Raw genomic sequence first — 19,278 nt, 5'->3', positions numbered from 1 at the left:
ACGGGCACCCTACCGGCGGGGCCCGTCCGTGACCGGCTAGGCGGCGCGGTAGAGGCTGATGGAATTCGCCGGCGCGGTGTCCGTCTCCCCGGCAGGCAGCCGGACACCGTGCCGGTTTGCCTCGCCCGGTACATCGGCGGTGGAAAACACCAGTTCGTACCCCAGGTCCGTACCGTCGGGTCCGGCTCCCGCGTCCTGGCGGATGCCGGCGTCCCGGCGCGCCGCTGACAGGGCTTCGGCGTCCGGCAGCCGGATCCCGACGTCGTGCAGCCCGCCGTTGAGCACCACCGACCCGTTCAGCGCCCCGTCGCCGGATCCGATCAAGACCTGCACCAGCCGGGTGTGCGGATCGTTCCAGCGTTCGGGGGTCATGGGTAAGCCGTCCTGGTCGAACCAGAGCAGGAAGGACTGCCGCGGGTCGGCCGGGAAATGGTACGGCTGCCTGGCCAGGTATTCGCGGCGCAGGCGCAGGAGCGTGCGGGTGGTCGAGAGCATCTGCCGGGCGGCGTCGTCGAAGTCCCAGTGCAGCCATGAGAGCTCACTGTCCTGGCAGTAGGCGTTGTTGTTGCCCCGCTGGCTGCGTCCGGTCTCGTCCCCGGCGGCCAGCATGGGAACGCCCAGTGACAGGGTCAGCGTGGCCATCAGGTTCCGGGCGGTCCGGGCGCGGCCGGCGTTGACCCGCTCGTCATCGGTGGGCCCTTCGACGCCGTGGTTGTAGCTGCGGTTCTCTCCGGTCCCGTCCCGGTTTTCTTCCCCGTTGGCCTCATTGTGCTTGCGCTCGAACATGGTTAGGTCTGCAAGCGTGAAGCCGTCGTGGGCGGTGACGAAGTTGATGGAGGCCAGCGGGGTGCGGCCGGACCCGGCAAACAGTTCGGACGAGCCGGCCAGCGCCCCGGCCAGCCGACCCATGGAACCGCCTTCACCGCCGGCAGCCAGTGCGGCCTGGTCCCGGAGCCAGAAATCCCGGGCGATGTCACGAAAATGGTCGTTCCAATCCGCCCAGCCCTGCGGGAAGCGGCCGGTCTGCCACCCGTCCGGGCCCACGTCCCACGGTTCGGAAATAAGTTTTACGTCCTGCAGCACGGCATCCGCCGCCACCGCCACCAGGAAGGGGTGCCGCGGGTTGAACTTTCCGTCACCGTCACGGCACAGCGTCGGTGCCAAGTCGAAGCGGAAACCGTCCACCCGGTACTCCTGCACCCAGTGGCGCAGCGAATCCAGGGCCAGCTGGACCACACGGGGCTCGCTGAAATCCAGGGTGTTGCCGCAGCCGGTGGTGTCCACGTACCCGCCGTCGGGACCGTGCCGGTAGTAGGTTTCATCCCCCAGGCCCCGCCAGCTCAAGGCCGGCCGTTCGGCCTTGCCCTCGGCGGTGTGGTTGTAGACCACGTCCAGCAGGACCTCGATGCCGGCTTCGTGCAGGGCCTTGACCATTGCCTTGACCTCGTCCTGCACGGCCTGGGCACCGGCCCGGCGGGCCGCCTCCGTGGCGTACCCGGCATGCGGGGCGAAGAACCCGAGAGTGTTGTACCCCCAGTAGTTGGTCAGGCCCAGCTCCTGCAGGTGCAGTTCATCTGCGTGGAAGTGCACCGGCAGCAGTTCCACGGCGGTGATGCCCAAGTCCTGGAGGTACTGGATCATCACCGGGTGCCCCATGCCGGCGTAGGTTCCGCGGAGCTCTTCGGGGATTCCGGGATGCAGCATGGTCTGGCCGCGGACATGGGCCTCGTATATGACCGTGTCCCGCCACGGGGTATGCGGCCGCGTTGAATCGCCCCAGTCGAAAGCCGAGCCCGTGTAAACGGAGAAATAGACGGGTTCGGAGCCACCGTCTGCTTCCTCTATGCCGCGGCCGTAGGGATCCAGCAGCAGCTGGAAGCCTCCCGGTTCCGCGGGGAGCTCCGTGCTCCGCGGCCAGAACCCGTACCGGCTGCCGTGCCGGAGCCCGAAGACCCGGCCGTGGTGGATACCCAGCACCGTGTCCGTGAGCCGCGCCGATGTCCAACTGCCCGGCGCTGTCTCGTAGTGGATGTCCAGCGCGGGCACGCCCGGAGCGTAAACGGACACGTTTACGGCTCCGGGCACCTCCGGCACACCGGGCACCGCGTGCCGGACGCCCAGCGGAAGGGGCCGCGAGTCCCGCTTCGGTGCGCTGCCCGCGGTGGTACCAGTAATCACGTGTGCCATGGTGCCCTTTGCTGCCGGAGGCGGAACCTGAGGACTAGGCGGAGCGCTGCCGGGAAATTTCGTACAGAGTAATGCCAACAGCCATGGAGGCGTTGAGCGACTCCATGGCGGAATCGATCGGAATGGATACAATCTGGTCGCAGTTCTCGCGGACCAGGCGGGACAGGCCCTTGCCCTCGGAGCCGACCACAATGCAGATCGGTTCCTTGGCCAGCACGATCGACGGCAGTGACACGTCGCCGTCGCCGTCCAGCCCGAGGACAAAGATGCCCATCTTCTTGAACGTCTTCAGGGTGTTGTTCAGGTTGCCTGCGCGGGCCACGGGAACGCGGACGGCAGCACCGGCACTGGTCTTCCAGGCCGACGCGGTGACGCCAACGGCACGCCGCTCGGGCACGATCACGCCGTGCGCGCTGAAGGCGGAAGCGGAGCGGATGATCGCGCCGAGGTTGCGGGGATCCGTGATTCCGTCCAGGGCCACGAAGAGCGGCGCGTTGCGGATGTGCCCCTTCTTCCAAGCCTCGATGGTTTCGGAGGCAAGGTCCGTGGGATCAGCGTATTCGTACGGCGGGATCTGCAGGACCAGGCCCTGGTGCACGGCCTCGTTGGTCATGCGGTCCAGTTCCGGCTTGTGCGTTTCCATCACCGGCAGGCCGCGTTCGGCGGCCATTTTCAGGGATTCGCGGACACGGTCGTCCATGTCGATGCGGACGGCAACGTGGAGGGCCTTGGCGGGGATGCCGGCACGCAGGGCTTCCACCACGGAGTTGCGGCCGGTGACGACCTCTTCGGCGACCTTGCCGCGGACGTTGGTGCCGCTGCGGCCGCCGGCGCGGGAGTCGCCGCGCTTGGCAGCGGAGCGCTCGGAGAGCTGCTTGTTCTTGAACGCCTTGTGGTAGGGGCGGTCTTCAGCCTTGGGTGTGGGGCCCTTGCCCTCGAGGGCCTTGCGGCCGAGCCCGCCGGTACCGCCGCTGGGGCCCTTCTTGGCTTTGCGCATTGCGCCGGGACGTCCATTGTTGGCCATCGGTTACACCTTTACTAGAAGAAAGCATTCCCTTTCAGTTTACGCAGTGTCCGGCCGGGCTGCAGGACACCCGCTCCCGGGTCCGGGGTTTGGCTCAGGCGAAGCTCCAGGACGCGCCGTCGGCAGTGTCCTCCACAGTGATGCCCACCGCGGCCAGCGCGTCACGGATCGCGTCGGCGCGGGCCCAGTCCTTCTCCGCCCGGGCCTGCCGCCGCTCGGCCAGGCGGTCCTGCACCAGGGCGTCCAGGGCGGCGTCGGCGGGCGACGACGACTCGGCCTCACGGGCATCGTCCAGTCCCAGGACGGACGTCATCGCCAGGACGGCGCGGAGCGCCTGCCCGGCAGCGTCGGCGTCGTTTTCGGCCAGCGCCGTGTTCCCGGCACGCACTGTCTCATGCAGCACGGCCAGGGCCTGCGGCACGTTCAAGTCATCATCCATTGCCGCAGCGAACGCCTCGGGAACGGCCTGTGGCCCGGCATCAGCCGCGGATGCCTTGGCGGATGCCTTGGCGATAAACCCGTCGATGCGCTCGACGGCGGCAGCGGCCTCCTGCAGGGAGGTGGGCCGGTAGTCCAGCACGGAACGGTAGTGGGCCTGGCCGAGGTAGTAGCGGACCACCCGCGGGCTGGCCGCCTCCAGCATTTGAGCCGGGCTGACGGTGTTGCCGATGGATTTGGACATCTTTTCGCCCTCGAAGGTGACCATGCCGTTGTGCATCCAGAAGTTGGCGAAGCCGTGGCCCGCGGCCTGGGACTGGGCCATCTCGTTTTCGTGGTGCGGGAACCGCAGGTCCAGTCCGCCGCCGTGGATGTCGAACTCGGTGCCGAGGTATTTGGTGACCATGGCAGAGCACTCCAGGTGCCAGCCGGGCCGGCCGCGGCCCCACGGGCTGTCCCATGCGGCCGTGTCCGGCTCACCCTCTTTATGCCCCTTCCACAGCGCGAAGTCCCGGGGGTCGCGCTTGCCGCGGGGTCCGGCGTCGGGCGCGGCCTGCATGTCCTCGATGCTCTGGTGGGTCAGGGACCCGTATTTTTCCCAGGAGCGCACGTCGAAGTACACGTCGCCGGAGTCATCCAGTGCCGGGTAGGCGTGGCCGCGCTCGATCAGCGTGGCGATCAGGGCGTGCATTTCCGGGATGTGCCCGGTGGCGCGCGGTTCATAGGTGGGCCGCTGCACGCCGAGGGTGTCATAGGCCCGGGCGAATTCCTGCTCGAAGCGGTACGCCAGCGCCCACCACGGCTCGTCCGGCACCACGCCGGGGGCCGGGTCCGCGCCGACGGAATCGGCGGCCTTGGCCAGGATCTTGTCGTCAATATCCGTCACATTGCGCACCACGGTGACCTGCAGGCCGCGGTACCGCAGCCAGCGGGTGAGCTGGTCAAAGGCGATGGCGGAACGGATGTGCCCTACGTGCGGGAGTCCCTGCACGGTGGCACCGCAGTAGTAGAGGCTGGCCTTTCCCTCCACCAGGGGAACGAAGTCCCGGACCTGCGCTGTCGCCGTGTCATAGAATCTCAAGCTCACTGCTCTAGGCTAGCCGAAACCGCCCGTGCCCGGTTCCCGGATTGGCTGGGGGTCAGCGGGTTGCGGAGGCGACGACGGCGGTGGCCACGGCGGCGATTCCCTCGCCCCGGCCGGTGAAACCCAGTCCGTCGGTGGTGGTGGCGGAGACGCTGACGGGTGCACCGGCCGCCGTACTGAGGACCGCTTCGGCTTCGGCCCTGCGGGGGCTGAACTTGGGGCGGTTGCCGATCAACTGCACGGCGATGTTGCCGATCTCGAACCCGGCCTCGCGCACGATCCGCGCCGCATCGCGGAGCAGCACCACACCCGCGGCGCCGGCATATTCGGGGCGATCGGTGCCGAAATGCGTGCCCAGGTCACCCAGGCCGGCAGCGGAGAACAGCGCGTCCGCTGCGGCGTGCGCCACCGGATCGCCGTCGGAGTGGCCGGCCAGGCCGCGTTCATCCTCCCAGTGCAGGCCCGCAACCCACAGCGGCCGGGGCGCGGATTCGGGGGTGAAGGCGTGGACATCCACGCCAATTCCGGTGCGGGGCATGCTCATGTCAGTTCTCCGGATGCCGGTAGCCGCCGGAAAGGATCGCTTCTGCGAGCACCATGTCCAGCGGGGTGGTGATTTTCAGGGACAGTTGGGAGCCTTCGACCACGTAGACCTCGACACCCAGGGATTCGGCCAGCATGGCGTCGTCCGTCACGGAGGCAGCCTGCGCCTCGTCGAAGGACAGTGCGGCGTCGTGGGCCCTGCGGAGCAGGGCGGCCTCGAAACCCTGCGGTGTCTGGACGGCGCGCAGCCGGGAGCGGTCCGGGGTACCGGTGACGCGGCGGGCGGCCCCCGCGCCGGCAGCCGGTTGGACGGGCTCGGTGTCCTTGATGGTGTCCACCACGGGCACAGCGGGGATGACTGCCTGCGCGCCGTCCGCCAGTGCGGCAACTACCCGCAGGAAAACCTCCGGAGGTGTCAGCGCCCGGGCGGCATCGTGGACCAGGACGGCGTCTAGGTCCTGCGGCAGCACGGCCAGCGCGGCACGCACCGATTCGGGCCGGCTGGCTCCGCCGTCGACGGCCCGGAGGTCCGGGCATCCGGGGGCGGTGAACTCGGGGGCGGCGCAGATGCCGCGCATCACGGTGTCGCCGGCAGGCACGGCAACCACAACCGCGGAGGCGATGCCTGCGGCAGATACCGCACGCAGGGTGTGGGCGAGCATCGGCTCACCGGCGAGCGGAACAGCTGCCTTGGGGATGCCGTAGCCCAGGCGCTGGCCGGAACCGCCGGCTACAACAACAACGCCGATGCGCCGTGGGGAGGAAAATGATGGGGACACCGTTCCACCTTAGCGGCGGAAAACGGCCGGAAAACAACAATTGCCGGCCCCGAAGGACCGGCAATTGCAGGAAAATGAATCGGTAGCCTAGCTTGCGAGTACCTCGTCAAGCACAACTGCCGCCTGGTCTTCATCCGTTTTTTCAGCAAGTGCCAGTTCCGAAATAAGAATCTGGCGTGCCTTGGCGAGCATTCGCTTCTCGCCTGCAGACAGCCCGCGGTCATGGTCCCGGCGCCAGAGATCGCGGACGACCTCCGCTACCTTGACAACATCACCTGACGCGAGCTTTTCCAGGTTTGCCTTGTACCGGCGCGACCAGTTAGTGGGCTCTTCAGTGAGCTCGGCCCGCAGTACGTCAAAGACGTGCTCCAAGCCTTCCTTGCCCACTACATCGCGCACCCCAACGAGGTCGACGTTCTCAGCCGGTACTTCAATGGTCAGATCACCCTGGGCCACCTTAAGCTTGAGATACATTTTCTCTTCGCCCTTGATGGTTCGCATCTTGATCTCTTCGATCTTCGCGGCACCGTGGTGAGGGTAAACAACTGTTTCGCCAACCTCAAAAACCATGTGGTCTTTCCCCTTTCCCGGCCCTCAGTTTACCAGAGATGCGACACGCCGAGTAGAGTTTTCGCAGGTCAGGTACCTCTTGGCGTCCCGGGTGGGTAGTATTCCGCCTCTTGCAGGTAGTTTGATGCGCCTGCCGCACCCTCCGGAACCGACCAAGGAATCCAGTTTTTCCCCGTTTAGCCGATAGGCTAGGCACCAAAGATAGCCTCAGGTCCGTAGACCGTAATACTTCAGGAGTTTGTGCTGTGAGATTCACACCCAAGAACCGGGTCCGCCGCGCCGCTGCGGCCGGCGTCATCGCGCTGGGCATGCTGGGCACGGCAGGTTGCAGCGCTGTGAACGAACAGGCGACCACCCGCGAGTACTCCCCCTCGGACGGCATCGTAGAGAACGTGGGCGACCTGCAGCTGCGCAACCTTTTGGTGGTCAGCAACGGCAACGGTGACCCGGGCCGGCTGATCGGCACCGTCCTGAACGATTCCTCGAACTCCCAGTCCTTCACGCTTGCCGTGGGCGGCTCCACGCTGACGTGGAACCTTCCAGCCGGAGACAAGGTCGTTTTCGAGAAGGAATCCCCCGAACGGGTCATGGTCAGTGCCGTCGAAGTTCCCGCCGGCGACGGCATCGACGCCCAACTGCAGATGGGCGCTGAGAAGACCGGCCTGAACATTCCCGTGGTCAACGGCGACCAGCCGTTCTACCAGCAGTACCTGCCCTCCCCCACGCCGTCGGAGTCCCCCTCCGAAGTCCCCTCGGACGAGGCCACCGACGCAGACACAGACACCAACAGCGAGACGGGAACGGCACCGACCAGCCCCTCCAACGGCTAGGACATTCCATTCCCCGAAGGGGGCCGGTGCTTCGGCACCGGCCCCCTTCGTCATTTCCCGCGTCGGAGCCGGTTCGACCCCTGGGTTCAGGCCTCGAACTTGTAGCCCAGCCCGCGGACGGTAACCAGGTGCCGCGGCGCCGAGGAGTCATCCTCGATCTTGGCTCGCAGCCTCTTCACATGTACGTCCAGGGTTTTGGTGTCGCCCACGTAATCGGCTCCCCAAACCCGCTCGATCAGCTGCCCTCGGGTCAGCACCCTGCCGGAGTTTCGCAGCAGCAACTCCAACAGCTCGAACTCCTTCAGCGGCAGCTGCACGCCGGCACCGTTGACCTGCACCACGTGCCGGTCAATATCCATCCGAACCGGTCCTGCCTCCAGTGCGGCCCCGCCGGAATCGGCAGCCTCACCGCGCCGGCGCAGGACGGCCCGAACCCGGGCCAGCAGTTCACGGGAGGAATAAGGCTTGGTTACGTAGTCATCCGCACCGATCTCAAGTCCCACCACCTTGTCAATCTCCGAATCACGGGCGGTCAGCATAATCACCGGCACGTCGGAACGCTGGCGGATCCGGCGGCAGACCTCGGTGCCGGAAAGCCCCGGCAGCATCAGGTCCAGCAGGAGCAGGTCCGCGCCGGACTGTTCATAGACGGCGATGGCGTCCGTCCCGTTGTCCACCACATCAACGTCGAATCCCTCCCGCTTCAGCAGATAGGAGAGGGGGTCGCTGAAGGACTCCTCGTCTTCGACAATCAAGATCCGGGTCAAGCGGTTGCTCCCTGCTTCGATTCATTTGTATCGGCTATGTCCATTTCCGGAAGCCGCACGGTAAAGGTTGATCCGTGCCCGAGCCTGGACCACAGGTCCACCTCGCCGCCGTGGTTGGCCACCACGTGCTTGACGATGCTCAGGCCGAGCCCGGTGCCGCCGGTATGGCGGGAACGTGCGGCGTCAATGCGGTAGAACCGTTCGAATATCCGTTCCTGTTCCTCCGGAGCAATACCGGCACCCTGGTCGGTGACCGCCACTTGGGCCATCCCGGCCCGGGACTGCAGACCTATTCCCACCCGGCTGCCCTCGGGAGAATACCGTATGGCGTTGTCGATCAGGTTCCGGAACGCAGTGGTGAGCATTTGGGCATCGCCGAAAACGGCGGCGTCGGACTTCCCGCCCAGGACCACCTCAATGTTCTTGTTCTCCGCGTTGGACCGGTTCGCTTCGACGGCGTCTTCCAGGACGCGGTTCACGTCCACCGGTTTCGCCCGGTCCACAATGTCGGTGCTCTGCAGCCGGGACAACTCAATGATGTCCTGCACCAGGGCGGTCAGGCGGCTGGACTCGCGGTGCATCCGCCCCGCGAACCGGCGGACCGCTTCCTCGTCTCCCGCGGCGTCGTCGAGCGCTTCAGACAGCAGCGAGATGGCACCCACCGGGGTCTTCAACTCGTGCGAGACGTTGGCGACGAAATCATTGCGCACTTCCTCCGTGCGGGTGATTTCGGTGCGGTCGTCAGCGAGGATCAGGACATATTCCTCCCCCACAGTGGCAACGCGCACCTGCAGGATCAGCGCCCCTTCCCCCAGCGGGCCGCGGGGCAGTTCCAGCCGCGCCTCCTCGATGACGCCGTCACGCCGAACCCGGGCGCACATGGCCAGCAGGCTGTCGTTGACCATGGTGTGCCCGCGCACCAGGCCGAAAGCGTACGCACCGGGACTGGCCCGGACCACACCGTCGACGGCGTCGGCCACGATATAGGCACGTCCGATGACGCCCAGGACCTCCGCCGCGCCCTCGGGCACCGTGGGTTCCGAAACGTCGGCCAATTCCCGGCGCTTGCGCTGGCTCACTTCGTAGGCGAGGACACCGAAGGCACCAACGGCCAGGCCGAGCGCTCCGGCCAGCAGCGCCAGCAGTACAGGATTCACCTTCCTAGCTTAGGCACGCGATTCCCGGCCGGAACGATTCCTGATGGCTTTGGCCGATTAGTTAAACTAACGTTCATCTAAGGGGTCCGTGCGGTTAACCCCGGGCTGACATCCTGCAGGAGCGGCGTGGCCGTACCGCCCCCGCATTTTTTCGCAGAAACCACCGCTTTCGAGAGGACGCTTCAGTGCGCAAGGTTTTCCAGGCCGAACTTCACCAGATCGGTGAAGAACTGACCCAGATATCGCAGCTTGTGACGGAGGCGATGCAGAAAGCCACCCTTGCCTTCGAGGGCGCCGATATTGAACTGGCGCAGGATGTCATTGCCGCCGACGCACGCATCGATTTCCTGCAGAACGACCTGGACGAGCGGGCCATCGACGTCCTGGCCCTGCAGGGTCCCGTTGCCAGTGACCTGCGGATGATTGTGGGCTCGCTGCGTATGAGTGCGTCGCTGGAGCGGATGGGCGACCTTGCACGGCACGTGGCCCAGCTGGCCCGGCTGCGCTACCCGGCCAACGTGGTGCCGGAGGCGATGGTGGAAACGTTCCGGGAAATGGCCCGGCTGGACATCCGCATTTCCGAACGGCTCACCGATTTGCTGGAAACCCGCAACTTGGAACTGAGCAAGGACATCTACGCCGCCAACACGCGGATCAACGAGCTGCATGCAGGGGTCTTCAAGTCCATCGCCTCCGCCGACTGGAATGTACCCGCGGTCAGCACGGTGGACCTCACCCTGGCCAGCCGCTACTTTGAACGGTTTGCCGACCACGGCGTCTCGGTGACCCGCAAGGTCAACTACCTGGTGACGGGAGAATGGCAGCCGCTGTCCGAAAGCGGCGTCTAGCACCGGCGGCAGGCCCCGGACACAGCAAGGGCGGCCCCGCGCGGGACCGCCCTTGCTGTTTGTTTGCCGGCACTGCCCGAGCGCTGCCGGGCAATACCTGCGAAAGTCCTACTTCTTTTTGCCCTGGTTGGCCACGGCCTTGATGGACTCGGCGGCGGCCTCGGGGTCGAGGTAGGTGCCGCCGGCCTTCACCGGCTTGAGGTTTTCATCCAGTTCGTACACCAGCGGGATGCCGGTGGGAATGTTCACCGCGGCAATATCGGCGTCGCTGATGCCGTCCAGGTGCTTGACCAGGGCCCGCAGCGAGTTGCCGTGTGCGGCGATCATCACGGTCTTGCCCGTGCGGATGTCCTTGGAGATGTCCGACTCCCAGTACGGAAGGAAGCGGTCCAGCACGTCCTTGAGGCACTCGGTGCGGGGCAGCACGTCCGAACTCAGGTCCGCGTAGCGCGGATCGTGGGCCTGGGAGAATTCGCTGTCGTCCGGCAGGGGCGGCGGGGGCGTGTCGTAGGAACGGCGCCAGAGCATGAACTGCTCCTCGCCGTATTCGGCCAGGGTCTGGGCCTTGTCCTTGCCCTGCAGCGCACCGTAGTGGCGTTCGTTCAGGCGCCAGCTGCGCTTGACGTCGATCCAGATGCGGTCGGCGGTGCCAAGGGCCAGGTTGGCGGTGTTGATGGCCCGCTGGAGCCGGGACGTGTAGAGGATGTCCGGGAGGATGTTGTTCTCAACCAGCAGCTCACCGCCGCGGATGGCCTCTGCGCGGCCGAGGTCCGTCAGATCCACGTCCACCCAGCCCGTGAAGAGGTTTTTTTCATTCCATTCACTCTGCCCGTGGCGCAGAAGGATCAGTTTGTAGGTCATATAAGCCATGGTATCGGAGAGCACACCTGTCAGGGAGGGCGGCACCTGCACGGACCCCACGCTGCCCCGAGGATTCCGAGCCGCCCCTGCCGCCCGCAACCGCGTCCAGGACGCACCCGCAGTAGGGCTAGCATTATCTGGTGCAAAAAGCCCAAAAACCCGTGGGAAATGTGACCAGGGGCACTACAAACCCCAACCGGCTCAGGCGGGTGGACCGGTGGCTTGCGGGGCCTGCCAAGTGGCGGCTGCGCCAGGCCGCGGACCCCCTGATCGTGGATCTGGGATACGGTGCCGCACCCACCACCGCCGTCGAGCTGCATGGCCGGCTCGGCCGCATCCGTGCCGACGTCGAGGTGATGGGCATCGAAATCGATCCTGCCCGCGTGCTGGCCGCCAAACCGCTGGAACGGGAGGGGCTGAGCTTCCGGCAGGGCGGGTTCGAGCTGCCCGTGGACGGACGCCGGCCGGTGATGGTCCGGGCGTTCAACGTGCTGCGCCAGTATGCGGAAGAGGACTATGCGCAGTACTGGGACATGGTGTGCTCCCGCCTGGCGCCCGGCGGCATTTTCATTGACGGCACCTGCGACGAGATAGGCCGCCGGGCCACCTGGGTGGAACTTGATGCCGGGGGGCCGGTTTCGCTGAGCATTTCGCTGCGGTTCGGCGCCTTCGAGCGGCCCTCCGACGTGGCTGAGCGCCTGCCCAAGGCACTGATTCACCGCAACGTTCCCGGTGAACGGATCCATGCTTTCCTGCAGTCAATGGACCGGGCATGGGAGGAAGCCGCACCCATGGCGTCCTACGGGAACCGGCAGCGCTGGCTCAGCATGTGCGCAGCGTTGAAGGCCGGCGGCGCGCCGCTGCTGACCGGTCCGTCCCGGTGGCGGTTGGGCGAGATCACTGTGGCGTGGGACGCCGTCCGGCCCGCTTAGTGCCCGGTGTTGCCCGGGCCGGTTGTTTACCAGGGGCCGTAGGGGCCCTGGTTGCCTCCCCTGCCGCGGGAGCTGCCAATGGCGGGCTTCACGTCGGCCAGGTACACGGAAGCGGCAATAACCGCGGCCAGCTGGAACAGCAGCAGGCTCAGGGACGGCACGGCAACCGCGAGGACCCCCACGGCACTGGCTCCGCCGGTCAGGCCAAGCCAGAACCCCTTGGTGCGCTTGTAAGCCCGTTCAAAGTCTGCGGGCTTGCGCCGGACGCAGTCCAGGAGCGCCCACAGCTCAATGGCGAGCGCGACTACGCCGAGCGCGAGGTAGAGGTAGTACTGGATCATGTACATGAGGGCCACAGCGCTAGCCTACCGCGTAAGTGCCTGTTGCAGGTCGTTCCAGAGGTCCCCGGGGTTTTCGATGCCGGTGGAAAGCCGCAGCAGGCCTTCGGGAACGGTGTGCGGCTCCCCGGGCTGGCGGCGCCGCCGTTCGATCAGCGACTCGACCCCGCCCAGGGACGTGGCCGGCAGCCACAGCCGTACCGATTCGGTCACCTTTTCCGCGGCTGCCGCGCCGCCGGCCACCTCGATGCACAGCACGGAGCCGAATCCGTTCATCTGCGCCTGGGCCCGGGCGTACCCCGGGTCTTCCGGCAGTCCCGGGTAGCGGACCGTCTCCACCTGCGGCGCCTCCCGCAGCCGCCGGGCCAGTTCCATGGCGGTGGCCTGCGAGCGCTCGATCCGCAGTGCCAGCGTGCGCAGCCCGCGCAGGGCCAGCCACACTTCGAACGGTCCGGCGACGGCGCCGTGCAGGGACCGGTATCGAAGCAGCTGGTCCCGGAGCCCGGGATCGGAGGTGGCCGCAGCGCCCAGGACCACGTCGGAGTGCCCGGCCAGGTACTTGGTCACGGAGTGGACCACGACGTCGGCGCCCAGCAGGAGCGGGCGGGTCACCAGGGGCGTGGCGAAGGTGTTGTCGGCAACCACCAGCGCCCCGGCGTCGCGGGCCGCTGCGGCCAGCACCGGAATGTCGGCGACTTCGAGCATGGGGTTGGTGGGGCTTTCGATCCACAGCATGGCGGCGCCGTCGAGCTGCGCAATCACCTCCCGGGTGTCGGCGATGTCCACGGTCCGCACCGAGAAGCGGCCGTTCGCGGCTTCCTCGGCTGCCAGCAGCAGCGAACCCTGGTAGCTGTGCCGGGGCATCACCACCACCCCGCCTGCCGGAACCAGGGACAGGGCGGCCATCACCGCAGCCAGGCCGGACCCGTAGACCAGGGCGGGCAGGGCGGCACCCTCCAGTTCGCCCAGCGCCTCTTCGAACGGGTCCCAGGTCGGGTTGGAATACCGGCCGTACCCGCGCTCGCCCGCAACGGGGCTGCCGGTGCCGAAGTAGGTGGAGGAGAGCACTATGGGCGGGTTCACCGGCGCATCGTGCTCGCGCACCGGCCGGCCGGCCGAGACAACGAGGGTATCGGGGGAAACAGCTGGTCCGTGCGGGGAAGAGGGGCTCATAGGGATCAGCCTAGTCCGGCGGAGCGTCCCCTCCGCCTACCGGATGCGGTGCGAAAGTGCTGCATGGGCTCCCAGCCGGACTAGGTAGGCTAGGCGGGTGAGCAATTCTAATCTCCCCGAAACCCGCGGCCTGTTCATTGCCATGGAGGGCGGAGACGGCGCCGGGAAGTCCACGCAGGCGCAGCGGCTGACCGAGGCCCTGGAACGCGCCGGGCACTGCGTCCTACGCACCCGCGAACCCGGCGGCACCCCGGTGGGCGAGGCGTTGCGCACACTGGTCCTGGAGCACGGCAACGGAGAAATCGACGCCCGAACCGAAGCGCTCATCTTCGCCGCCTCCCGGGCCGCCCATGTGCAGCAGGTGATTGCCCCCGCGCTGGCCGCCGGAACCGTGGTGGTGTGCGACCGGTACATTGACAGCTCGGTGGCCTACCAGGGCGCCGGCCGGGGGCTGGGCACCGACACCGTGCGCAGCCTGAACAACTGGGCCACCGGCGGGCTGGAACCGGACCTGACCGTCCTGCTCGACGTCGAACCCGAACGCGGGCGGGACCGGCGGACGGCGGGGCAGGGCACCGAAGACCGGCTCGAGTCCGAGCCGGACGCCTTCCACCTGCAGATCCGCCGCGCCTTCCTGGAAACCGCGCAGGCCGAGCCGGGCCGGTACCTGGTGCTCGACGCGGGCCGCCCCAGGGACGAACTGGCCGAGGCCATACTCCGCCGCGTGGAAAAGCTGCTGCCGTGAGTGTGTGGGATGACCTGCAGGGGCAGGACCCGGTGGTGGAGCAGCTGCGCCGAGGCGCCGCCGAACCCCGCCCGAACCACGCCTGGCTGTTCACCGGCCCGCCCGGTTCCGGCCGCTCCAATGCCGCCCGCGCCTTCGCCGCCGCCCTGGTCTGCGAGCAGGAAGACCTTTCCCTGCGCGGATGCGGAAAGTGCAAGGCATGCGTGACCGTACTGGCCGGGTCCCATGCCGACGTCACGTCCGTGACCACGGAGAAAGTCACCATCAGCATTGACGAGGCGCGTGACCTGGTGCGCAAGGCCCAGGACAAGCCGTCCACCGGCCGCTGGCGGGTCATCATCGTGGAAGACGCGGACCGGATGCAGGAACGCAGCACCAACGTGCTGCTCAAAGCCATCGAGGAGCCGCCGCCGCGCACCATCTGGCTGCTGTGCGCCCCCAGCCCCGGAGACGTCCTGGTGACCATCCGCTCCCGGTGCCGCCCGGTGGGCCTGCGGCTGCCCCCGGTGGAAGATGTCGCGCAGCTGCTGATCCGCCGCGACGGGATCGCCCCGGAGGTCGCTATGAACGCCGCCCGCGCCGCGCAGAGCCATGTCGGTGTGGCCAAGCGCCTGGCCACGGACGAAGGTGCGCGCAGCCGCCGGGAGAGCATTGTGCGGCTGCCGCTGTCGCTGCGGAATGTCTCCGGAGCCATGAAGGCGGCCGCTGACCTGGTGTCCCTGGCCGAGGCGGAAGCCGCCAGTTCCTTCGAAGAACGTGACGCTGCAGAGAAGCAGGCCCTGCTTGCCTCCCTGGGCGCACCCGAGGGCGGGACCCTGCCGCCGTCGCTGCGCAGCCAGGTGAAGCGGCTGGAAGAGGACCAGGTGCGCCGCGCGAAACGGTCCAAGAACGACTACTTCGACCGGGCGCTGACGGACCTGCTGTCCTTCTACCGCGATGTGCTGATGATCCAGATCGGCAGCCGCGGACCGCTGGTGAACGAGGCGATGCGCCGCGAGCTGGACGAGTTCGCCGCCTACGGGTCCCCGGAGCAGACCTTGATGCGGATGGAAGAGATCAACACCGTCCGCCGCCGCCTGGTGACCACCAATGTGGCGCCGCTGCTGGCCATCGAGGCGATGACCGTGAGCCTGCTGTAATGTCCACAGCAGGACCTTCCCGCCCTCTTCCGCCAGCCTTCGGACGCCGCAGGCCGAGCCGCACCAGGAGTAAGAAATGACTACCGCCACTGCCCGCCGCCGCTTTCCGCGGATGGCCGCCGCGGCCGTCTCGGCGCTGCTGCTGGCTGCTGCCACCGCCTGCACTCCCGGAGACGGGACGGACCCCGGGGCGGCGGAGCCCGGGCCCGCGGAATCGGCGACGACGGCGTCAGCGGACATCATCGGCGATGTGCCCGAAGAGCTGCAGGAGTTCTACAGCCAGGAAGTGGCCTGGGAGGAGTGCGAAGGGGACTTCCGCTGCGCAACCGTCACGGTGCCAATGGACTATGAAGATCCCGGTGCCGGCACGTTGGAGCTGTCCACCATCATGGCCAGCGCCGACGGGGAGGCCGAGGGCACCATTCTCATCAACCCGGGTGGTCCCGGCGGTTCCGGATACGACTTTGTCCGCCAGTCCCTGGACCAGGTGGCCAGCGACCGGCTGCGGGAGAACTACAACGTGCTGGGCTTCGATCCCCGCGGCGTTGGCCGCTCCTCGCCCGTGAAGTGCCTGGATGATGAGGAAATGGACGCGGCACGCGCCGAGTACGTCGACCCCGGCACCCCGGAGGGACTGGAAGAGGCACGGCTGAGCGCCAAGGCCTTGGCGGATGCCTGCGCTGCCGAAACCGGCGATCTGCTCGGCTTTGTGGACACCGCCAGCGCCGCCCGCGACATGGACGTGCTGCGCGCCGTCGTCGGCGATCAAAAGCTGAACTATCTGGGGTTCTCCTACGGCACCTTCCTCGGCGCCACCTACGCCGAGTTGTTCCCCGGGAACGTGGGGCGGCTGGTGCTCGACGGCGCCCTGGACCCGTCCTCCAGCAACGAGGAAGTGACCCTGGGCCAGGCGGCCGCGTTCGAGAAGGCCATCCGCGCGTATGTTCAGGACTGCCTGACCGGCCGGAACTGTCCGCTTGAAGGCACCCCCGACCAGGCGGTCCAGACCATCCAGGAGCTGCTGGCCTCGGTTGAAGCCAGCCCGATGACGGCGGCGGACGGCCGCGTAGTCACCGTCTCCACGTTCGTCAGCGGCTTCATCCTTCCCCTCTACGACGACGCCAACTGGCCGGTGCTGTCCCAGGCACTGGAGGGTGCGCTCAAGGACGGCGATCCCACCATGATGCTCCGGCTTGCGGACATCAGCGCAGACCGGGACGAGGACGGGCACTACAAGTCCAACAGCACCGTGGCCTTCAGCGCAGTCAACTGCCTGGACTACCCCATGGTCAGCGACGACGCGCAGATGGCCGCGGACGCCCGGGACCTTGAGGCAGCCTCCCCCACCATTGGCAAGTACCTTGCCTACGGCGGCATCACCTGCGAGGTGTGGCCGCATGCACCGGTCAACGAGCCGCATCCGATCAAGGCCGCCGGTGCCGCGGACCTCCTGGTGATCGGCACCACCGGCGACCCGGCCACCCCGTACGAATGGGCGCAGGCACTGGCTGCGCAGATGGACTCCGCCGTGCTGGTGACCTGGGAAGGTGAAGGCCACACGGCTTACGGGCGGGGCAGCCAGTGCGTGGAAGACGTGGTGGATGACTACTTTGTGGACGGCACGGTGCCCGAGGAGGACCTGGTTTGCAGCTGATCCCGTGCCCGGGTTCCGGAGCGCGGCAGGCAGCCATTTTGACCCGCACCGAAGGTGCGTATAAAGTAGTTCCTTGTGGATTCTGCCCGGCAACGGACAGCTGAAGCCCGCCTCCTTAGCTCAGTTGGTAGAGCGTCTCACTCGTAATGAGAAGGTCGCCAGTTCGATTCTGGCAGGAGGCTCCACTAAGCCCCCGGCACCTGTTGGTGCCGGGGGCTTTTGCGTGCCTGCATAAAACCCGCAGCGGAACAAGCAGTCCGCCGCCTATCCGCGGGGCGGGCGCATGATCGGTTCCGGCGCCGAACCATTTCGCTCCCGGGGCTGCCGTCGGCCCCCGTGCATGTTCCTCGCCGAAGGGGCAGCGCTTTACAGTTTCTGCCCGGGGGTAACAAGCGAAATCACCCATTTGGCGAGAGGTCCCTCCCATGAAAACCCGAAAACTATTCCTCGTTCCGGCGGCCGTGCTCGGCGCCCTTGTTGTCGCTGCCGGCCCTGCGGCCGCCGAAGACGGCACCTGGCAGGCGGAACTGGCACCGGCCAACAACAGCGGCACCAGCGGCAGCGTGATGGTCGAGGTCCACGGCAGCGAGGCCACGGTGCACATGTCCGTCACCGGCGCCGCCGAAACCTGGCGCGGCGCACCCTTCCCGCACACCCAGCACATCCATGTCGGCGGGCAGGGCGTGTGTGCCGGTCCGGAATCGGATTCCGACGGCGACGGCGTCGTCAGCTCGCCCGAAGGCGCTCCCCTGACCGGGCACATCAGCACGTCCCTGACCATCTCCGGAGACACCAGCCCGGCGTCCGCCGTCGCCGTCGACCGGTTCCCGGGCGGCGGAAGTTACAGCTACGAGCGGACCGTCATGCTGGATCCGGAAACCATGGCAGCCCTGCAGGCCGGAACCGCGGCCGTGGAAATGCACGGCGTGGATCCGGCACTCCTGCCGGCAGCGGCACAGCAAAAAACCAGTCCGGAAGATCCTTCGCTTCCGCTGGCGGCAACCCTGCCGGCAGCCTGCGGCGTGCTGATGCCCTCCCAGCTGGACGGTATGCCGCGCGGCGGAGCGGCCGCCGGGGTGGAGGTGGATACGGCGGCCCAAGGTGCCGCTGCATACACCGCGCCGGGCGCCGGGGCGGCGTTGGGCGCGGCCGGCCTGGCCGCCGCCCTGGCCGCCGCCCTGGCTGCCGGGGCGGCAGGTGCGGCTGCTGCCGGCAAGCGGCGCGCGGCACGGCGCAGCTGAGCCCGCTCCCCCAGTCCCTTGCGGAAACACTGTGCATAAATTGGGCCGCCCTTGTGCCGGGCTTGACCGTTTCCTGCCGGAAGCGGGCCTAGCCTCACAGGGAGGATAACAACCGGCGGCCCATCGCCGGAGGAAAGAGGGAATTCGCATGGACACAGCAATGAGCGGCCACACCATCCGCCGCTACACGCGCGTCCAGCGGGATGCCTTCGTAGGACCGGTATGCACCGAGTGCAACCGCCGCATGGTGCCCAGGTGGATCGAGGACCGGGGCCGTTGGATTATCAACGGGTTCCAGTACCCCGGCGTCCGCTGCAGCAACCATGAGCGCCGTGTCCTGCCCGAATACTTCGGACTCCCGCAGCAGGACCCGACCGCGGGCCTGACGGCGAGGAGCGAGTCCGCAGGGTCTGCCCGGCGTTCCAAAGCCGGCAGCCGGTTCCTGGGGCTGGGCACCAAACGCGCAGCGCGCGGCGTCGCCTAGCCTCCGGACCCTTGATATGCCCGGCCGTCCCCGGGCAACTGACCAGGAGCCCCCGCTGTTTTCCCCAAGAAACGGTGGGGGTTTCTGCTGTCCAAAGGGTGCCGGCAGCGAAAACCGGTTTGCCGGTCAGTCGGCAGGCCGGTCAGTCGGAAGGCCGGTCAGTCAGCAGGTGCCGGGGGAATCCGCCCGGCCAGCAGGGCCTTGATCCGCTCTTCGGCGCCCGGAAGGGTTTCGGTGGCGGCCACGTTGGCTTCTTCCACCGCACGCACAACCTCGTTGCGCTGGATCTTCACGCCGCGGGGAGCATCGATGCCGATGCGCACGCCGTCGCCGCGTGAGTCCAGAACGGTAATAACAATGTCATCCCCGATCAGGATCTGCTCTCCGGACCTGCGTGTTAGCACCAGCATCCGCTCACTCTACCGCAATCGGGGGCGCTGTCCGCCGAAGCGCGGGACGGCAGGTTCTCCGGGCTTCGCGGCCC

20 protein-coding genes and 1 tRNA gene are annotated in these 19,278 nt (G+C 67.4%); 9 read left to right on the top strand and 12 right to left on the bottom strand.

The window, feature by feature from the left end; all coding sequences use genetic code 11:
• Positions 1 to 36: 36 nt before the first annotated feature.
• The 6 genes from glgX to QNO06_RS02785 form a co-directional block, all read right to left on the bottom strand.
• Positions 37 to 2,187, bottom strand: a complete 2,151-nt coding sequence (gene glgX / locus QNO06_RS02810) for a glycogen debranching protein GlgX (protein ID WP_442860173.1) — start codon at positions 2,185 to 2,187, stop codon at positions 37 to 39.
• 34 nt (positions 2,188 to 2,221) lie between these two features.
• The gene (gene rlmB / locus QNO06_RS02805; RefSeq protein WP_227913330.1) at positions 2,222 to 3,211 is read right to left on the bottom strand and encodes a 23S rRNA (guanosine(2251)-2'-O)-methyltransferase RlmB; all 990 of its coding nucleotides are present in this window, start codon (positions 3,209 to 3,211) and stop codon (positions 2,222 to 2,224) included.
• A 94-nt stretch (positions 3,212 to 3,305) separates the two neighbouring features.
• Positions 3,306 to 4,736 carry a cysteine--tRNA ligase gene (gene cysS, locus QNO06_RS02800; protein WP_227913329.1) on the bottom strand — a complete coding sequence of 477 codons (1,431 nt, stop codon included), beginning with the start codon at positions 4,734 to 4,736 and terminating at the stop codon, positions 3,306 to 3,308.
• Between the two features lie 52 nt (positions 4,737 to 4,788).
• The gene (gene ispF / locus QNO06_RS02795) at positions 4,789 to 5,277 is read right to left on the bottom strand and encodes a 2-C-methyl-D-erythritol 2,4-cyclodiphosphate synthase (RefSeq protein WP_227913328.1); all 489 of its coding nucleotides are present in this window, start codon (positions 5,275 to 5,277) and stop codon (positions 4,789 to 4,791) included.
• A 1-nt stretch (position 5,278) separates the two neighbouring features.
• A complete protein-coding gene (gene ispD, locus QNO06_RS02790) occupies positions 5,279 to 6,055 on the bottom strand; it encodes a 2-C-methyl-D-erythritol 4-phosphate cytidylyltransferase (protein WP_227913327.1) in 777 nt (258 codons plus the stop codon).
• 87 nt (positions 6,056 to 6,142) lie between these two features.
• On the bottom strand, positions 6,143 to 6,625 hold the full coding sequence (locus QNO06_RS02785; RefSeq protein WP_227913326.1) for a CarD family transcriptional regulator: 483 nt from the start codon (positions 6,623 to 6,625) through the stop codon (positions 6,143 to 6,145).
• Between the two features lie 245 nt (positions 6,626 to 6,870).
• Between QNO06_RS02785 and QNO06_RS02780 the strand changes: the two genes are divergently transcribed.
• The gene (locus tag QNO06_RS02780; protein ID WP_227913325.1) at positions 6,871 to 7,455 is read left to right on the top strand and encodes a hypothetical protein; all 585 of its coding nucleotides are present in this window, start codon (positions 6,871 to 6,873) and stop codon (positions 7,453 to 7,455) included.
• A gap of 86 nt (positions 7,456 to 7,541) precedes the next feature.
• Here the strand turns inward: QNO06_RS02780 and QNO06_RS02775 are convergent, their stop codons facing one another.
• Both QNO06_RS02775 and QNO06_RS02770 read right to left on the bottom strand, forming a co-directional pair.
• Positions 7,542 to 8,222: a response regulator transcription factor gene (locus QNO06_RS02775; protein ID WP_227913324.1), complete on the bottom strand. Its 681-nt coding sequence runs from the start codon at positions 8,220 to 8,222 to the stop codon at positions 7,542 to 7,544.
• Positions 8,219 to 9,379 carry a sensor histidine kinase gene (locus QNO06_RS02770; RefSeq protein ID WP_227913323.1) on the bottom strand — a complete coding sequence of 387 codons (1,161 nt, stop codon included), beginning with the start codon at positions 9,377 to 9,379 and terminating at the stop codon, positions 8,219 to 8,221. The genes QNO06_RS02775 and QNO06_RS02770 overlap by 4 nt, the downstream gene beginning before the upstream one ends.
• 185 nt (positions 9,380 to 9,564) lie before the next feature.
• Here QNO06_RS02770 and phoU point away from each other — a divergent pair, with 185 nt between their 5' ends.
• Positions 9,565 to 10,227: a phosphate signaling complex protein PhoU gene (gene phoU / locus QNO06_RS02765; protein WP_227913322.1), complete on the top strand. Its 663-nt coding sequence runs from the start codon at positions 9,565 to 9,567 to the stop codon at positions 10,225 to 10,227.
• Positions 10,228 to 10,335: 108 nt separating this feature from the next.
• Here the strand turns inward: phoU and QNO06_RS02760 are convergent, their stop codons facing one another.
• Entirely contained in the window at positions 10,336 to 11,088 is a 753-nt protein-coding gene (locus QNO06_RS02760; RefSeq protein WP_227913321.1) for a phosphoglyceromutase, read from the bottom strand.
• A gap of 161 nt (positions 11,089 to 11,249) precedes the next feature.
• On the opposite strand from QNO06_RS02760, the gene QNO06_RS02755 reads away from it, so the two are divergent.
• Positions 11,250 to 12,020 carry a class I SAM-dependent methyltransferase gene (locus QNO06_RS02755; RefSeq protein ID WP_227913350.1) on the top strand — a complete coding sequence of 257 codons (771 nt, stop codon included), beginning with the start codon at positions 11,250 to 11,252 and terminating at the stop codon, positions 12,018 to 12,020.
• 26 nt (positions 12,021 to 12,046) lie between these two features.
• On the opposite strand, the gene QNO06_RS02750 is transcribed toward QNO06_RS02755, so the two are convergent.
• Together QNO06_RS02750 and QNO06_RS02745 are read right to left on the bottom strand one after the other, a co-directional pair.
• Positions 12,047 to 12,367 carry a DUF2516 family protein gene (locus tag QNO06_RS02750; protein WP_227913349.1) on the bottom strand — a complete coding sequence of 107 codons (321 nt, stop codon included), beginning with the start codon at positions 12,365 to 12,367 and terminating at the stop codon, positions 12,047 to 12,049.
• 18 nt (positions 12,368 to 12,385) lie between these two features.
• Entirely contained in the window at positions 12,386 to 13,531 is a 1,146-nt protein-coding gene (locus tag QNO06_RS02745; protein ID WP_227913320.1) for a trans-sulfuration enzyme family protein, read from the bottom strand.
• 97 nt (positions 13,532 to 13,628) lie between these two features.
• Here QNO06_RS02745 and tmk point away from each other — a divergent pair, with 97 nt between their 5' ends.
• From tmk to QNO06_RS02715, 6 genes are all read left to right on the top strand, one after another.
• Positions 13,629 to 14,276 (top strand): dTMP kinase, encoded by a 648-nt coding sequence (gene tmk, locus QNO06_RS02740; protein WP_227913319.1) that lies wholly within the window; start codon positions 13,629 to 13,631, stop codon positions 14,274 to 14,276.
• The gene (locus QNO06_RS02735; protein WP_227913318.1) at positions 14,273 to 15,415 is read left to right on the top strand and encodes a DNA polymerase III subunit delta'; all 1,143 of its coding nucleotides are present in this window, start codon (positions 14,273 to 14,275) and stop codon (positions 15,413 to 15,415) included. Before tmk ends, QNO06_RS02735 begins: the two co-directional genes overlap by 4 nt.
• Before the next feature lie 76 nt (positions 15,416 to 15,491).
• Entirely contained in the window at positions 15,492 to 17,069 is a 1,578-nt protein-coding gene (locus QNO06_RS02730; RefSeq protein WP_227913317.1) for an alpha/beta hydrolase, read from the top strand.
• 109 nt (positions 17,070 to 17,178) lie between these two features.
• A tRNA-Thr gene (locus QNO06_RS02725) sits at positions 17,179 to 17,254 on the top strand.
• Between the two features lie 240 nt (positions 17,255 to 17,494).
• Positions 17,495 to 18,310 carry a hypothetical protein gene (locus QNO06_RS02720; protein WP_227913316.1) on the top strand — a complete coding sequence of 272 codons (816 nt, stop codon included), beginning with the start codon at positions 17,495 to 17,497 and terminating at the stop codon, positions 18,308 to 18,310.
• A 148-nt stretch (positions 18,311 to 18,458) separates the two neighbouring features.
• Positions 18,459 to 18,794 carry a hypothetical protein gene (locus tag QNO06_RS02715; RefSeq protein WP_227913313.1) on the top strand — a complete coding sequence of 112 codons (336 nt, stop codon included), beginning with the start codon at positions 18,459 to 18,461 and terminating at the stop codon, positions 18,792 to 18,794.
• A 158-nt stretch (positions 18,795 to 18,952) separates the two neighbouring features.
• On the opposite strand, the gene csrA is transcribed toward QNO06_RS02715, so the two are convergent.
• Positions 18,953 to 19,204, bottom strand: a complete 252-nt coding sequence (csrA, locus tag QNO06_RS02710) for a carbon storage regulator CsrA (protein ID WP_227913311.1) — start codon at positions 19,202 to 19,204, stop codon at positions 18,953 to 18,955.
• Positions 19,205 to 19,278: the final 74 nt, after the last annotated feature.

Origin of the sequence: Arthrobacter sp. zg-Y20, from assembly GCF_030142075.1 — a bacterium.
Lineage (GTDB): Bacteria > Actinomycetota > Actinomycetes > Actinomycetales > Micrococcaceae > Arthrobacter_B.
The sequence above is the reverse complement of the archived record's forward strand: the minus strand, read 5'-3'. Positions and strand labels throughout refer to the sequence as shown.

Excerpts from the sequence above, each read along its gene's own strand:
- glgX (WP_442860173.1), bottom strand. The coding sequence starts at position 2,187 with ATGGCACACGTGATTACTGGTACCACCGCGGGCAGCGCACCGAAGCGG.
- QNO06_RS02785 (WP_227913326.1), bottom strand. The coding sequence starts at position 6,625 with ATGGTTTTTGAGGTTGGCGAAACAGTTGTTTACCCTCACCACGGTGCC.
- QNO06_RS02745 (WP_227913320.1), bottom strand. The coding sequence starts at position 13,531 with ATGAGCCCCTCTTCCCCGCACGGACCAGCTGTTTCCCCCGATACCCTC.
- QNO06_RS02720 (WP_227913316.1), top strand. The coding sequence starts at position 17,495 with ATGAAAACCCGAAAACTATTCCTCGTTCCGGCGGCCGTGCTCGGCGCC.
- ispF (WP_227913328.1), bottom strand. The coding sequence starts at position 5,277 with ATGAGCATGCCCCGCACCGGAATTGGCGTGGATGTCCACGCCTTCACC.
- QNO06_RS02715 (WP_227913313.1), top strand. The coding sequence starts at position 18,459 with ATGGACACAGCAATGAGCGGCCACACCATCCGCCGCTACACGCGCGTC.
- QNO06_RS02750 (WP_227913349.1), bottom strand. The coding sequence starts at position 12,367 with ATGTACATGATCCAGTACTACCTCTACCTCGCGCTCGGCGTAGTCGCG.
- rlmB (WP_227913330.1), bottom strand. The coding sequence starts at position 3,211 with ATGGCCAACAATGGACGTCCCGGCGCAATGCGCAAAGCCAAGAAGGGC.
- QNO06_RS02760 (WP_227913321.1), bottom strand. The coding sequence starts at position 11,088 with ATGACCTACAAACTGATCCTTCTGCGCCACGGGCAGAGTGAATGGAAT.
- csrA (WP_227913311.1), bottom strand. The coding sequence starts at position 19,204 with ATGCTGGTGCTAACACGCAGGTCCGGAGAGCAGATCCTGATCGGGGAT.
- QNO06_RS02730 (WP_227913317.1), top strand. The coding sequence starts at position 15,492 with ATGACTACCGCCACTGCCCGCCGCCGCTTTCCGCGGATGGCCGCCGCG.